A 14,330-nucleotide genomic window follows, 5' to 3' on the forward strand; every position below is an offset into this window, starting at 1 on the left:
TGGAGACAACGATGGACCGCATTCTGAAAAACACCAGCGTCCGCGCTGGCCTGCTGGCGATTCTGATCACCTTTGCGTTGATGATCGTGGTCGGGGCGGCAGTGGGCGTGCTTGCCCTGCGCACAACCAACGAAAGCACCGGGCGCGTGTATGACATCGCGGATCGCAGCATGCTGCTCAACGATGCCTACAAGGACATGCAGCGCTGCCGTACCGGCATGTCGCGCCTGTACGGTGCGCTGCGCGAAAACATGGATGAGGCTTCCAAGGCGGCTGCCCTCGAGAGCTCGGAGAAGGGCCTGAAGAAGTCCATCGCGCAACTGGACGCGTTCAAGAGCGCACCGTCCATCGGAGGCGTCGATGACGCGTTGCGCCAGTCGATCGTCCGGGCCGCGCAGGCGCACATCGACGCGGTGCAGCGCGCCATGACCGCACTGCGCGCTGGCGATGCCGCTGGCTATGCCGCCATCAACTACAAGGACGTGACGGCAACGGGGGCCGCTTGGTCGGTGGAGATCGAGCGCTTCCAGCAACTCGTCAAGCGGTTGGCGCAGGAGGAAACCGATGGTGGCCGCGCACGCTACCAGTTGATCCTCAAGTTCGTTGCGCTGGGCAATGTCATGGCGCTTGCGCTGATCGTTGCCGTGTTCTATGGGCTCAAGGCGTTTGTGATCACGCCGCTCAGCGAGGCCGTGGCTGTGCTGACGCGCGTGGCCGAGGGTGACCTGTCGGCCCAGGTGAAGGCAGGTGGCCGCAATGAGCTGGGCCGCTTGCTCTCGGCCGTGGCCCGCATGCGCGAGAGTCTGGTGAATACGGTGCGCCAGGTGCGCAGCAGTTCGGATTCAGTCAACACTGGCGCGCACGAAATCGCCAGTGGCAACCTGGATCTGTCCTCGCGTACCGAGCAGCAATCGGCCTCGCTGGAGAAGACCGCCGCGAGCATGGAGCAGATGACTTCCACCGTCACCAACAACTCCGAGAGCGCCCGCCAGGCCAGCGCGCTGGCATCGAATGCCGCCGATCTGGCCTCGCGCGGCGGCGACGTGGTGCGCGGCGTGGTGGCCACCATGGATGACATCAGTGCCGGCTCGCGCAAGATGGCCGACATCATCGGCGTGATCGACGGGATCGCCTTCCAGACCAACATCCTGGCGCTCAACGCTGCGGTGGAAGCGGCACGCGCCGGCGAGCAGGGGCGCGGGTTTGCCGTGGTGGCGGGCGAGGTGCGTGCATTGGCGCAGCGCAGCGCGGCAGCGGCCAAGGAGATCAAGGCGCTGATCGACGATTCGGTGTCTCGCGTGCAGGCCGGCCACACGCAGGTGGCGCAGGCGGGCGAGACCATCACCGAGACGGTGGAGGCTGTGCGCCGTGTCGCCAACATTGTCGAAGACATTGCCTCCGCGTCGGAAGAGCAAACGCAAGGCATTCTGCAGATCGGGCAGGCGGTGTCGGAGATGGAGCAGGTAACGCAGCAGAACGCCGCGTTGGTGGAGCAGGCCGCCGCCGCCGCGCAGTCGCTGGAAGAACAGGCGCAGAACCTCACGCAGGTGGTTTCGCAGTTCCGCCTGGATGGCGGGGAGGGCGCCGTCGCAGCGCTGCAACCGGCGAAACCGGCCAAGCCTGTAGCCGCCACCGTCACGGCAACCAGCAAGCCGAGCCAATCCGCGCGCCCCGCAGTTCGCAAGCGTGAACCGAAGATGGCCGCTCAGGCGGCTGCCGCTGTCTCGATGGCTCCCGGTCCCGCCTCCGCCAAGAAGCCGCCCTTGGCCGTGGCGGGTGGCGGCTCCGATGCGGATTGGGAAACCTTCTGATCAGGCATCCAGCGCTGGGCCATCGATGCGCTTGGCCCAGCTTTCCACCTCGCCCCGCGCGAGGCGGCCTTCCACGAGCTTGCGCCACGAGGGCGTGAGCGGCAGCGCCAGCATCGCTTCCAGCGCGGTGCGATCGAGCATGTTGCGATAGAGCACGTCCAGCACGCGCGCCAGCGGCCATTGCGGCCATGGGCGTTCGAGCCATGCCAACGTGTCGCCCACGCGCAGCGTGCCACCTTCCAGTACCCGGTAATACCAGCCCGTGCGGCCGCTGTGCTGCACGCGGCGCGCCATGTCGCGCGTGTTGAAGCGGTCGTTGAGTTTCCAGCAGGGCTGACGCAGCTGCGACACCTCCAGCACTACGTCGCCCGCACGCAGGCGGTCACCCACGCAGATGTCGGCTTCGGTGATGCCCATCGTGCTCAGGTTCTCGCCAAACGCGCCGGGCCGAGCCAGCACTGGCAGCGCGCCGATGTCCGCCTGCCACGCAGCGTAGTGGTCGAACGGGTAATGGTGGATCGCCTTGTCGGGGCCGCCGTGCACGCGTCGGTCGCCTTGCTCGTCACCGACGATGCCGTTCAGGTCGATCTGTACGGCGTCGGCCACGGGGCGTTTGTCGATGGCGCTGCGTGAGCCTGGCCGCGTGTATTCGACCGCGCGACCGGTCAGGATGGCGTTGATGCGGATAGGAGCGGGCAACGTCATGCGGCGGCCTCCGCGCGGTCGAGCCATGTGGTGAAGACTTCGCGGGCGCGTTGCGACAGGCGCTGCGCCAACGCCGGTGCCTGAGCGCGTAACGCACGCGGGTCGATGCCTGCCGCACCGAGTTCGGCTGCATGCCCGATCAGCCAAGCTTCCAGTTCGTCGAGGTTGGCTTCGAGATGAAATTGCAGGCCGAGCGCGTGATCGCCGACGGCGAATGCCTGTTCTGCGCAGACTGCCGTCGAAGCCAGTCGGCGCGCGCCGGGCGGCAAGTCGTAGCGGTCTCCATGCCAGTGCAATACCGGCGTGCCGTCGGCCAGCGGGGCGAGTGGCGAGTTGGCACCCTTTGCTGTGAGTGTCACAGGCGCAAAGCCGATCTCCTTCACGCCCATCGGCTTGACGGCAGAGCCCAGCGCCCGCGCCATCAACTGCGCACCCAGACAGATGCCGAGCAGTGGCTTACGTGCGGCCAGCCGCCGCGCGATGGCGTCGGTTTCTTCACGCACGAACGGATAGGTCTCATCGTCGTATGCCCCGATGGGGCCACCCAGCACGACGAGCAGGTCAGCCGCCTCCATCTCACCAGCAGGCAAGGGCTGCACGCCCGCGTCCACATAGCGCACGTGATAGCGGCGTGCTTCCAGCAGCGGCTGCAGCACGCCAAGGTGCTCGAAGGGAACGTGGCGCAAGGCGAGGGCGGTTTTCATGGCCGGCGAGGGAGATCGAAGGATGCGTCATTGTATGACACGAGGTGTCTTATGTGACAATCTAGTCGAAAGCAATGACACTCTCATCCCCATGACCGTACGCCTCAAACCGCTGCGAAAAAATCACGGCTGGACGCTGGAGACGCTGGCTGAACGCACCGGCCTGACCAAAAGCTACCTCTCCAAGGTCGAGCGCGGTGTGTCCGTGCCGTCGATTGCCGTGGCGATGAAGCTGGCGCAGGCGCTGGGCGTGCCCGCCGAGGACTTGTTCGGCGAAGCCGCCTCAGCCGCCGCCATCACCGTCGTGCGGGCGGGCGAGCGCACGCGGGTTGGCAACCTCGGCTCGCAGCCGCTGTACGAGGGTATCGCCACGCAGCGCAGCGGGAAGACGCTGCTGCCGTTCGTCATCTACCCGCCGGCCGATTTCAGCGCGTCGCCGTTCAAGGAGCACGACGGCGAAGAGCTGCTGTTCGTGCATCGCGGCGAAGTGGAGGTCGCCTTTGCCGGACAGACTGTGCGGTTGGCGGTAGGAGATTCGGTGGTGTTCGATGCACGCATCCCGCATCGGACGCGCTCAGTGGGGAAGACGCAGGCGGAGGTATTGGTGGTGGTGAGTGCCCCGGCGGAGCGAGCTGACTAAACGTCACTTATAAGAGAAAAAGCCCGCATCACGCGGGCTTTCTTGTTTGAAGCAACTTGCGCCGCTCAAGCCTCAGCCTTCGACCGCGAAAACGGCGTCGTGATCCTGATCATCTGCACGAAGGCCTTCGGGTTGCCGGCCAGGATTTCGCCCTGGTCCAGGTAGCCCGATTCGCCGCAATAGTTGCCCACCAGGCCGCCCGATTCCGTGATCAGCAGCGAGCCGGCGGCCATGTCCCATGCGTTCAGGCCTTGCTCGAAGAAGCCATCGAGGCGGCCGCAGGCCACGTAGGCGAGGTCCAATGCCGCGGCACCCGGGCGACGCAGGCCAGCACAGTTTTCCGTCATGGTGGCGAACAGGCGGGTGTAGTCGTACAGGCCTTCCATGTCGCGATAGGGGAAGCCGGTGCCGATCAGGCAGTCGGCCAGCTTGTCACGGCGCGTGACGCGGATGCGGCGGTTGTTCAGGAAGGCGCCCGCACCCTTGGAGGCGGTGAAGAGCTCGTCGCGCGACGGGTCGTACACCACGGCTTGCGTGACGACGCCACGCTGGATCAGCGCGATCGACACCGCATATTGCGGAAAGCCATGGATGAAATTGGTGGTGCCGTCCAGCGGGTCGATGACCCAGACGTTTTCGCTGGCGGTTTCGCCGTCGGCCCAGGACTGGCCAGACTCTTCCGCTAGAATCGCGTGATCGGGGTACGCTGTCTTGATGACTTCGATGATCGCGGCTTCGGCCGCGCGATCGACTTCGGTGACGAAATCGTTGTGTCGTTTGCGCTCGGTGCGCAGGCTATCGACGTCGAAGGACGCGCGGTTGATGATGGTGCCGGCCTTGCGGGCAGCCCGGACGGCGATATTGAGCATCGGATGCATGACGGATCTCCGCGCCTGACACGCTTTTGGCGGCAGGCGAACAACACAGCGAATTGTAGAAGAACGAGCGGCGGGCCGATCTCACGATCCTGCCCGCCGTCAAATGAGTGGCCGTATTGTATATGAACCCCGTCTCCAGCGCCCTGGAAAACACGCCGAACGCTGCGCTCGCCGACCCCGAAACGTTGCGCCAGCGGGCCGCGCGCTGCCGCTTCGTGCTGGTCGAAACCAGCCACCCGGGCAATGTCGGCTCCACGGCACGCGCGCTCAAGACCATGGGGTTCGGCGAATCGGGCAGCTTCGTGCTCGTGCGCCCGCGCGAGGCCAATGCCCCGTCCAACGCCGATGCCATTGCCATGGCAAGCGGCGCCGACGATGTGCTGGCCGACGCCCGCGTGGTCGGCGACATCGGCGAGGCGCTGGCCGGTGCCTCGCTCACCGTCGCACTGACTGCCCGCCCGCGCGAATTTGGTCCGCGCCGCATCGGTCCGCGTGCTGCGGCGGAAGAGGTAGCCGCCTTGCTGGCTGCGCCCGACACCACGGTCGCGTTTGTGTTCGGCAACGAGCGCTTCGGCTTGCCGAACGACGTGGTGGAGCGCTGCCACGTCGTCACGCACATCCCGGCCAATCCGGCCTATGCCTCGTTGAATCTGTCGCAGGCAGTGCAGTTGATTGCGTATGAAGTGCGCATGGCGCTGCTGGCCGAAACAGGCACGGGCGACACGCGCATGGATGGCGTCGGCTTCATCGGCGAGCCGGCCACCGCAGAGCAAATCGACGGCATGTTCGATCACCTGGAGCGCGGCCTTGTCGAAATCGGCTTTCTTGACCCGGCCCAGCCGAAGAAGCTGATGCCGCGCCTGCGTCGTCTGTTTGCACGCACGCAGCTGGAGGCCGAGGAGGTCAACATTCTGCGCGGGATCGCCAAGCGCATGCTCGGCCGCCGCGCCGATGCAGTGACGCCACCCACCGGTGCGGCCGACGACTGTCGCTGACCGCCAGGCAAGCCGCCTACCAGGAGGCGGCATCCCCAAGCATGTTGGGCCAAGACCCTTGCCGCAGCGCGGTAAGGGAATGCCTTACACTGCCCTCAGCGCACATCGATGCGCGGTAGTTTCATAACGATCCACACTACCCAAGATGTTCACACGCATTCGCGAAGATATCCGCGCCATCATGGAGCGAGACCCGGCCGCGCGCAGCCGCTGGGAAGTGCTGACCTGCTACCCGGGCCTGCACGCCATCATCGTCCATCGGGTGGCGCATGCGTGTTGGCACGGAGGCTTCAAGTTGCTGGGGCGCTGGTTCTCGCACCTCGGGCGATTCCTGACCGGTATCGAGATCCACCCGGGCGCGACCGTTGGCCGGCGCGTGTTCATCGATCATGGCATGGGCGTGGTGATTGGCGAGACGGCTGAGATTGGTGATGACTGCACGATCTACCAGGGTGTGACGCTTGGCGGTACGTCCCTTTACAAGGGGGCCAAGCGCCACCCGACGCTCGGCAAGGGCGTGGTGGTGAGTGCGGGTGCCAAGGTTCTCGGCGGGTTCGTGATCGGTGATGGGGCGCGCGTGGGGTCCAACGCGGTGGTGCTCAAGCCGGTGCCTGCGGGCGCGACGGCGGTCGGTATTCCGGCGCGCATCATCGAACGCGATGTGCCCAGCGAGGTGCAGCCGGCGCTCAAACAGGAGTTTTCCGCCTACGGCATCACGCCCGATGCGGACGATCCGGTGTCGCTGGCGCTCAAGCGGTTGATCGACCACAGCGTGCTCCAGCAGGAGCGCATCGAGTCGATTCTCTCCGTGCTCGATCGCCTGGGCGCACACCTGGAGAACTCGCCGAACGATCCGTTCGATGCTAGCGAGTTGAAGCGGATGCTCAAGTAGGGAAGGGCGGGTGGCAGCAGCTTATGCCGCCACTTGCTCGACCGTCAGCGTGCCATCCTGCAGCTTGAGAAAGCTGCCGCGCGGCTGCGCGTGATCGAAATCCCAGTCGGAAAGAACCCAGCGCTCACCGCTCGGCTCGTGATGCAGTTGCGGGCGGTGCGTGTGGCCGTGGATCAGCGTGGGTGTGTCGGCCAACTTGAACAGGGCATCGACGGCTTCGGGCGCCACGTCGCCCATCATCGCCGCCGCGCGCGGTTCGCCTGCCACGTTGGCGGACATGGCGCGGCCGGCTTCACTCTCGGCGCGCATCCGCTGCGCGATCTTCAATCGCCAACGTAGCGGCATCATCAGAAAAACTTGCTGCACCCAGCGTTTGCGTGTCCAGTGGCGAAAGCTCATGTAGGCCACGTCGCGCGTGCAGAGCGCATCGCCGTGGGCAAGCACGATGCGCTGACCATCGGCTTCCAGCAAGCTGGGGTCGAGCAGTAGCGTGGCGTGCGCGGCGGTCAGGAAACGTTGGCCGAGCAGAAAGTCGCGGTTGCCGTGCATGAACAGCACGCGCGTGCCTGCGTTCGCGAGTTCGGCGAGCAGGCGGGCGATGTGCTGGTGGAAAGGATCGGCGAGTTCTTCATCGCCCACCCAGTATTCAAAGAAGTCGCCCAGGATGACGAGCGTGCGTGCCTCGCGCGCGCGCGCGCGCATGAAGCGCTCGAACGCTGCAGCCGTGGCGGGCATGCCGGCCGACAAGTGCAGATCCGAAATAAAAAACACCGGCCCGGAAACCCGGACCGGTGTCTTCAGTGCAGACACCATTGTGGCGCGTGCCGCGTCGTTCATTCGATCACTTCGGCGCTTTCGATGACCACGTCTTCCAGCGGCACGTCCTGGTGGAAGCCGCGGTTGCCTGTGCGCACGGCGCGGATCTTGTCGACCACGTCCATGCCTTCAGTAACCTTGCCGAACACGGCGTAGCCCCAGCCTTGCGGCGTGGGCGAGGTGTGGTTCAGGAAATCGTTGTCGACCGTGTTGATGAAGAATTGGGCGGTGGCCGAGTGCGGATCGTTGGTGCGTGCCATGGCAATTGCGCCGCGCTCGTTCTTCAGGCCGTTGTTGGCTTCGTTGTCGATCGGGGCCTTGGTGGGCTTCTGATTCATCTTCTCGCCGGCCTCGAAGCCGCCGCCCTGGATCATGAAGCCCTTGATGACGCGGTGGAACACCGTGCCGTTGTAGTGGCCGTCCTTGACGTAAGCGAGAAAGTTCGCGACAGACTTGGGTGCCTTTTCCGCGTTGAGTTCGAGGGTGATGTCACCGTGGTTGGTGTGCAGCTTGACTTGGGTCATGGTGAATTCCTTAGGGTGATGCAAAAGCGTTACTTGGAGACGACCGTGGCCGATTCAATCACGATCGGCTTCACGGGCACGTTCTGGTGCGGGAACTTGGTGGTCGTTTCGACGGCCTTGATCTTGTCGATGGTGTCGGTACCGTCGACCACCTTACCGAAGACGGTGTAGCCGTAACCGTCCTGACCAGGGTAGTTCAGCATGTTGTTATCGACCACGTTCACATAGAACTGCGCCGTGGCAGAGTTCGGATCCATCGTGCGGGCCATGGCAATGGTGTACTTGTCGTTCTTCAGGCCGTTCTTCGATTCGATTTCGATGGGCGGGCGGGTGTCCTTCTGTTTCATGTCCGGCGTGAAGCCTCCGCCCTGGATCATGAAGCCGTCCATCACGCGGTGGAAGATCGTGCCCTTGTAGAAACCGTCCTTCACGTATTGCAGGAAGTTGGCCACCGTTTTGGGCGCCTTGTCCGGATACACCTCGACGGTGAAGTTACCCATCGACGTCTTGAACTGCACGCGCGGCGCGGGCGAGGCAGCCGCGGCTGCGGACACGGCCAGCGCACACACGAGCCCGGCAAAGAGAGAGCGGATACGGAGCATGGTCTAGAAGATCTTGGGGGGTGGGAAAAACGGGATCGGCCGCGCCTTGCTTTTTTTGGTTACGGCTTGGCGGGCTTGGCGCTCACGCCGCTGGCGGCGGGCAACACGGCGGCAGCCGGTTTTGCGGGCGCTGCGGCAGGACGCACGCCCGGCACATCGGGCAGGGCGTCCAGACGTGCACGCGCGGTGGCGTTCTTGGGGTTGAGCTTGAGCGCGCTCTGATAAGACTGCGCGGCCAGGCGGACATAGATGTCGCCGAGGTTGGCCTGCGCCAGCGCATTCTCCGGCGCTACGCGGCTCGCCATGAGCAGGCTTTCGCGGGCGCGTAGCAGTTCGCCGCGTTCGGCATAGAGCGCGGCCAGGTTGATGTACGGCTCAGGCAGTTCGGGAAAATCCTGCGTCATCTGGCTGAAGGCGACGACGGCATCGTCGCTGCGGCCCAGACCGGCGAGCGCCACACCGCGCTGGAAGCGGGCCTGCGCGTTGCGCGGTTGTTCGGCGATTTCCTTGTCCAGTTCGGCCAGTGCCTGGGCGTATTGCTTCTTGGTGAGCCAGTCGTCCACACGCTTCTGGCGCGCGATCTGCGGCGGCTGCTGGGTGCTGGGCGTCAGGTCGGCCGGCAGGGCAATGCCGGCGGTCTGGGCGAAGGCCGGTGCGGCTGACGCGACAAGCAGGGTGGCAGCGCACAGGGTTACAGCGCGATCTCGCAGCGTACTGTTCATGAGAATCGGTTCCGTTATACTCCGCCGCATTCTAACAAACCGTCTTTGTGCGTAGCAGCGGCCATGCACGCCGGATAAGGTTCTTGACGGGGAGCAGGACGGCCGTTCGGCCGGACTAACCCGTTGGTTCAGTTCCGGTAAGATATGCCGTTAATTTGCGCGCGCACGCGCATCGTTTGTTGTCTATGCCCGCCGGCATCACGCCCAGTACCCCAGTACGTGGCGGCGCGCTGAATTTCCCGACACCGCCTCATGGAATCACTCAAGATCTACAACACGCTCGCGCGTGAGAAACAGACGTTCGTCCCCATCGAACCCGGCCGCGTGCGCATGTACGTGTGCGGGATGACGGTGTACGACTACTGTCACGTCGGGCATGCGCGGGTGATGGTGGTGTTCGACATGGTGCAGCGCTGGCTGCGCGCGTCGGGCTATGACGTGACCTACGTGCGTAACATCACCGACATCGACGACAAGATCATCAAGCGTGCGGTCGAGAACGGCGAGACCATGAGCGCGCTTACCACCCGCTTTATCCAGGCGATGCACGAAGACGCCGACGCGCTTGGCGTGCAGCGCCCCGACCACGAGCCGCGCGCCACGCAATACGTGCCGCAGATGCTGAGCATGATCGGCAAGCTGCAGGCCAACGGCCTGGCCTACCAGGCGACCGACGGCGACGTGAACTATGCCGTGCGCAAGTTCCCCGGCTACGGCAAGCTCTCGGGCAAGTCGCTCGAAGACCTGCGCGCCGGCGAACGGGTGGCCGCCAATGACGCCAAGCAGGATCCGCTGGACTTCGTGCTGTGGAAATCTGCCAAGGCCGACGAGCCGGCCGAATCGCGCTGGGCCTCGCCGTGGGGCGAGGGCCGTCCCGGTTGGCACATCGAGTGCTCGGCGATGAGCTGCGAGTTGCTCGGTGAGCATTTCGACCTGCACGGCGGCGGCGCCGACCTGCAGTTCCCGCACCACGAAAACGAGATCGCCCAGTCCGAGGGCGCCAACGGCAACACCTTCGTCAACACGTGGATGCACAACGGCTTCGTGCGTGTGAATGACGAGAAGATGTCGAAATCGCTCGGCAACTTCTTCACCATCCGTGACGTGCTGAAGGTGTACGACGCTGAAGTCGTGCGCTTCTTCATCCTGCGTTCGCACTATCGCAGCGACCTGAACTACAGCGACGCCCACCTGAACGATGCCCGCCACGCGCTCACGCGCCTGTACACCGCGCTCAAGGATGTGCCCGCTGCCGCTGACGCCAAGCCTGACTGGAGCGAGGCGCACGGCAAGCGTTTCCGCGAGGCGATGAACGATGACTTCAACACACCCGTGGCTGTCTCGGTGTTGTTCGAATTGGCGAGCGAAGTGAACAAGACGCGCTCACCCGAGCAAGCCAATCAGTTGGCCGCACTGGCCGGCGTGATGGGCCTGCTCGGTCGGGATCCACATGCGTTCCTGCAAGGCGGCGTGAGCGCTGATGGCCTCGATGCCACCGAAGTGGAGGCGCGCATTGAAGAGCGTCGCGCTGCCAAGGCCGCCCGCGACTTTTCTCGTGCCGACGGCATTCGTGCCGATCTGCTGGCTGCAGGCATCGTGCTGGAAGACAAGCCGGGCGGCGTGACCGAGTGGAGACGCGCATGAACGCGGTGGCCAAGAAAGCCAGCGCGGCGCGCAGTGCCGCCACCAAGAAAGTGCCGGCCGTGAAGGCGCCTGCTGCCAAGAAAGCGGCGGCCAAGAAGGTCGACGGTGTTGCCAGCAAGACGGTCGCCGCCAAGACTCCAGCCATCAAGGCCGGCAAGGTTGCCGAGAAGGCTCCGGCCAAGCGCGCTCCTGCGTCGAAGGTACCGCTGCCCGAGGCGCTCGGTGCCAACGAAGTGGCTCCGGAGCTAACCGAGGTCGTGCTCTCCGGCCCGCCCGCCTACTGGCAGGAAGCGTGCGCCGATCTCATGAAGCGTGACCGTATCCTGCGCAAGATCATTCCCGCCTATGGCCCAGCGCATCTGGCCTCGCGTGGCGATCCGTTCGTGACACTGGCGCGTTCGATCGTTGGTCAGCAGATTTCGGTGAAGGCGGCGCAATCTGTTTGGGAGCGGGTGGCGGCTGTCTGCCCGAAGCTGGTGCCTGCGCAATTCCTGCGCGCGGGCCAGGAAAAGCTGGCTGGCTGCGGCCTGTCCAAGCGTAAGGCGGAGTACATCCTCGATCTGGCGGATCACTTCCGCAATGGCACGGTCCACGTAGCCAAGTGGGCCGAGATGGAAGACGAGGACGTCATCGCTGAACTCACGCAAATCCGCGGCATTGGCCGCTGGACGGCGGAGATGTTCCTGATGTTCAACCTGATGCGCCCGAATGTGCTGCCGCTGGATGACATCGGGCTCATCAACGCGATTTCACAGAATTACTTCAGTGGCGAACCCGTCACCCGCAGCGAAGCGCGGGAGGTGGCCGCCAACTGGGAACCGTGGCGCACCGTGGCAACTTGGTATATGTGGCGCAGCCTAGACACGGCGACCACCTATTGATCTATCCATTTCGATGAAACGCGCAGCGTCGACCGGCGGTCAAAATCCGGTAGAATGCGCGCCTTCAAGAGCCTTTCAGAAGATCCATGAAAACAACCTTCCTGGAGTTCGAGCAACCGATCGCGGAGCTCGAGGCGAAGATCGAAGAACTTCGTTTCGTTCAAGACGATTCGGCTGTCGATATTTCTGAAGAAATCTCCCGCTTGGCCGTCAAGAGCCAGCAACTGACCAAGGATCTGTACGCCAACCTGACGCCCTGGCAGGTCGCGCAGATCGCCCGGCACCCGCAGCGTCCTTACACGCTCGACTACGTCCGCGAAATCTTCACCGACTTCCACGAACTGCACGGCGACCGCACCTTCGCGGACGACTTGTCGATCGTGGGTGGCCTGGCGCGCTTCAATGGGCAGGCATGCATGGTGATCGGCCACCAGAAAGGCCGCGACACCAAGGAGCGCGCGCTGCGCAACTTCGGCATGTCCAAGCCCGAGGGCTACCGCAAGGCCAAGCGCCTGATGGAGCTTGCCGACAAGTTTGGTCTGCCGATCTTCACGTTTGTCGATACGCCGGGCGCTTTCCCGGGCATCGACGCCGAAGAGCGCGGCCAGTCCGAGGCCATCGGCCACAACCTGTTCGTCATGGCAGGCCTGAAGGTGCCGCTCATCGCCACCATCATCGGTGAGGGCGGTTCGGGCGGCGCGCTGGCCATCGCCATGGGTGATTCGGTGATCATGCTCCAGTTCGCTACGTACGCCGTGATTTCGCCGGAAGGCTGCGCGTCGATCCTGTGGAAGACCGCCGAGAAGGCGCCGGAAGCCGCCGAGGCAATGGGCCTGACCGCACACCGCTTGAAGGCGCTTGGCCTGATCGACAAGATCGTCAACGAGCCGCTGGGTGGCGCGCACCGCGATCCGAAGGGCATGGCGGCCATGCTCAAGCGCGCGCTGGCCGAATCGCTGCGCCAGTTCCAGGGCATGAAGACATCGGAATTGCAGGCGCGCCGTCATGAGCGCCTGATGGCCTATGGCAAGTTCAAGGAAACCGACGGCCGCTGATCCGTCCGCCAGCCTGATCGACAAGGTCGCACAACGCGTTGCCGCGTGTGCGGCCTTTGTTGTTTCTGGCGAGGTGCCGACGGTGGCGATTGCGCTATCGGGCGGTCGGGATTCCGCAGCGCTGCTGCACGCCTGCGCGGCGTGGCGCGATGCCGGCGCACGCGTGCGGCTCGTCGCTCTGCATATCCATCACGGCTTGCAGGCCGATGCGGATGCCTGGGAGGCGACGTGTGCGCGCATGGCGCAGGAGTTTGGCGTCGAATTCCGCGTGCGTCGCGTGCACGTTGCGACCGATGCGGGGCAGGGGGTTGAAGAAGCCGCCCGTGACGCCCGCTACGCTGCATTGACTGCAATGTGCCGGGCGGCAGGCGCGGCGATCTTGCTGACCGCACATCACCAGGACGATCAGGCCGAAACGGTCTTGCTGCAACTGCTGCGCGGCGCCGGTCTCGACGGTCTCGCGGCCATGCCGATCGAGCGTGCGGCCGGATTGACGCTGCTGCGTCCGTGGCTCGATGTGCCGCGCGATGCGATTGAAGGCTATGCGCAGGTCCATGCCCTGACGTGGGTCGACGATCCCTCCAACGCCGACGATCGCTATGCGCGCAACGCGCTGCGCCCGCTGCTCGCGGGTATGGTCGAGCATTTTCCTGCGTACCGTGACGCGCTCTCCCGCAGCGCTGCCCACTTGGCCGATGCGGCTGCGTTGATCGCGGAAGTGGCGCAGGCGGATCTGGCGAGGATTACGCCAGCCGGCGAGCTTGACGTCATGGCGCTGTCCGCGTTGTCGGTGCCGCGCCAGCGTGCGGTATTGCGCGCATGGATTGCCTCGTCCGCCATGCGCGCAGTGTCCGCGCGCCGCCTGGATGATCTGCGTATCCAACTGACCGAGGCGCGTGACGACGGCGCGCTGCGCGTCCGGCTGCCGACGGGGCAGGTCAGGCGCTATCGCGGTGTCGCGCGGATCGAGCTGCGTGCGGACGATGGCGTTGTGCCCGCCGCCGTCGTGATCGATGCCGCGCAGTTCGACCCGCTGCGGCCCGTTGAACAGCGCGTGGATGTCGCGGCTTGGGGCGGGATGCTGGTGTTCTCGCCAATGGAAATCGGTATCGCGGCGAAACGCCTGCAGGCGCCGTTATTGTTGGCGCCACGCCGGGGCGGGGAGCGCATCGTGCTGCGCCGAGGCGGCCCGTCGCGGGCGCTCAAACAGGCGTATCAGGAGACCGGCGTGCCGGCATGGGAACGGCCGTGGCTGCCACTGCTGTACGCTGGCGATACGCTGGTTTTTGCCGCCGGACTCGGTATCGACTGGGCGGCCGCCGGTGAAGGGCCGGGCTGGCATATCGCCTGGCATCCGGCGGGCGAGGGCGTGCGCTGACACGAATCTTGACGGGTATATTGCTTGCTGATGGGTGCAAATTGCTGTATTTTTAAAAGCTTTTGCACCGCCCGCCTCCTCTC

At 64.8% G+C, this 14,330-nt stretch carries 15 protein-coding genes; 8 read left to right on the plus strand and 7 right to left on the minus strand.

Annotated features, from left to right (window positions below; genetic code table 11):
* Positions 1 to 11 precede the first annotated feature (11 nt).
* Entirely contained in the window at positions 12 to 1,811 is a 1,800-nt protein-coding gene (locus tag B4F51_RS09065) for a methyl-accepting chemotaxis protein (protein ID WP_296224884.1), read from the plus strand.
* Here B4F51_RS09065 and B4F51_RS09070 read toward each other — a convergent pair whose 3' ends face one another.
* Both B4F51_RS09070 and B4F51_RS09075 read right to left on the minus strand, forming a co-directional pair.
* The gene (locus B4F51_RS09070; RefSeq protein ID WP_296224886.1) at positions 1,812 to 2,516 is read right to left on the minus strand and encodes an MOSC domain-containing protein; all 705 of its coding nucleotides are present in this window, start codon (positions 2,514 to 2,516) and stop codon (positions 1,812 to 1,814) included.
* On the minus strand, positions 2,513 to 3,220 hold the full coding sequence (locus B4F51_RS09075; protein WP_296224888.1) for a glutamine amidotransferase: 708 nt from the start codon (positions 3,218 to 3,220) through the stop codon (positions 2,513 to 2,515). Before B4F51_RS09075 ends, B4F51_RS09070 begins: the two co-directional genes overlap by 4 nt.
* A gap of 91 nt (positions 3,221 to 3,311) precedes the next feature.
* Between B4F51_RS09075 and B4F51_RS09080 the strand changes: the two genes are divergently transcribed.
* Positions 3,312 to 3,860, plus strand: a complete 549-nt coding sequence (locus tag B4F51_RS09080; RefSeq protein WP_296224889.1) for a helix-turn-helix domain-containing protein — start codon at positions 3,312 to 3,314, stop codon at positions 3,858 to 3,860.
* A 65-nt stretch (positions 3,861 to 3,925) separates the two neighbouring features.
* Here B4F51_RS09080 and B4F51_RS09085 read toward each other — a convergent pair whose 3' ends face one another.
* On the minus strand, positions 3,926 to 4,738 hold the full coding sequence (locus tag B4F51_RS09085) for an inositol monophosphatase family protein (protein ID WP_296224891.1): 813 nt from the start codon (positions 4,736 to 4,738) through the stop codon (positions 3,926 to 3,928).
* 122 nt (positions 4,739 to 4,860) lie between these two features.
* Between B4F51_RS09085 and B4F51_RS09090 the strand changes: the two genes are divergently transcribed.
* Complete coding sequence (locus tag B4F51_RS09090) at positions 4,861 to 5,733, plus strand: RNA methyltransferase (protein WP_296224893.1); 873 nt, start codon at positions 4,861 to 4,863, stop codon at positions 5,731 to 5,733.
* A gap of 145 nt (positions 5,734 to 5,878) precedes the next feature.
* Positions 5,879 to 6,625 (plus strand): serine O-acetyltransferase, encoded by a 747-nt coding sequence (gene cysE, locus B4F51_RS09095; RefSeq protein ID WP_296224894.1) that lies wholly within the window; start codon positions 5,879 to 5,881, stop codon positions 6,623 to 6,625.
* A gap of 21 nt (positions 6,626 to 6,646) precedes the next feature.
* On the opposite strand, the gene B4F51_RS09100 is transcribed toward cysE, so the two are convergent.
* The 4 genes from B4F51_RS09100 to B4F51_RS09115 are packed head-to-tail and all read right to left on the minus strand — an operon-like array spanning position 6,647 to position 9,289.
* A complete protein-coding gene (locus B4F51_RS09100) occupies positions 6,647 to 7,462 on the minus strand; it encodes a UDP-2,3-diacylglucosamine diphosphatase (RefSeq protein WP_296224895.1) in 816 nt (271 codons plus the stop codon).
* The gene (locus tag B4F51_RS09105) at positions 7,459 to 7,965 is read right to left on the minus strand and encodes a peptidylprolyl isomerase (protein WP_296224897.1); all 507 of its coding nucleotides are present in this window, start codon (positions 7,963 to 7,965) and stop codon (positions 7,459 to 7,461) included. The genes B4F51_RS09100 and B4F51_RS09105 overlap by 4 nt, the downstream gene beginning before the upstream one ends.
* A 29-nt stretch (positions 7,966 to 7,994) precedes the next feature.
* Entirely contained in the window at positions 7,995 to 8,567 is a 573-nt protein-coding gene (locus tag B4F51_RS09110) for a peptidylprolyl isomerase (RefSeq protein WP_296224899.1), read from the minus strand.
* A 59-nt stretch (positions 8,568 to 8,626) separates the two neighbouring features.
* On the minus strand, positions 8,627 to 9,289 hold the full coding sequence (locus B4F51_RS09115) for a hypothetical protein (protein WP_296224901.1): 663 nt from the start codon (positions 9,287 to 9,289) through the stop codon (positions 8,627 to 8,629).
* A gap of 252 nt (positions 9,290 to 9,541) precedes the next feature.
* Here B4F51_RS09115 and cysS point away from each other — a divergent pair, with 252 nt between their 5' ends.
* From cysS to tilS, 4 genes are all read left to right on the plus strand, one after another.
* Positions 9,542 to 10,933, plus strand: coding sequence for a cysteine--tRNA ligase (gene cysS / locus B4F51_RS09120; protein WP_296224903.1), 1,392 nt, complete (start codon positions 9,542 to 9,544; stop codon positions 10,931 to 10,933).
* Positions 10,930 to 11,814 carry a DNA-3-methyladenine glycosylase family protein gene (locus B4F51_RS09125; RefSeq protein WP_296224905.1) on the plus strand — a complete coding sequence of 295 codons (885 nt, stop codon included), beginning with the start codon at positions 10,930 to 10,932 and terminating at the stop codon, positions 11,812 to 11,814. Before cysS ends, B4F51_RS09125 begins: the two co-directional genes overlap by 4 nt.
* An 86-nt stretch (positions 11,815 to 11,900) precedes the next feature.
* Entirely contained in the window at positions 11,901 to 12,869 is a 969-nt protein-coding gene (locus B4F51_RS09130) for an acetyl-CoA carboxylase carboxyltransferase subunit alpha (RefSeq protein WP_296224907.1), read from the plus strand.
* The gene (gene tilS / locus B4F51_RS09135; protein ID WP_296224909.1) at positions 12,838 to 14,247 is read left to right on the plus strand and encodes a tRNA lysidine(34) synthetase TilS; all 1,410 of its coding nucleotides are present in this window, start codon (positions 12,838 to 12,840) and stop codon (positions 14,245 to 14,247) included. Before B4F51_RS09130 ends, tilS begins: the two co-directional genes overlap by 32 nt.
* The last annotated feature ends 83 nt before the right edge of the window (positions 14,248 to 14,330 follow it).

Origin of the sequence: Ralstonia sp. UBA689 (assembly GCF_002298975.1) — a bacterium.
GTDB lineage: Bacteria > Pseudomonadota > Gammaproteobacteria > Burkholderiales > Burkholderiaceae > Ralstonia.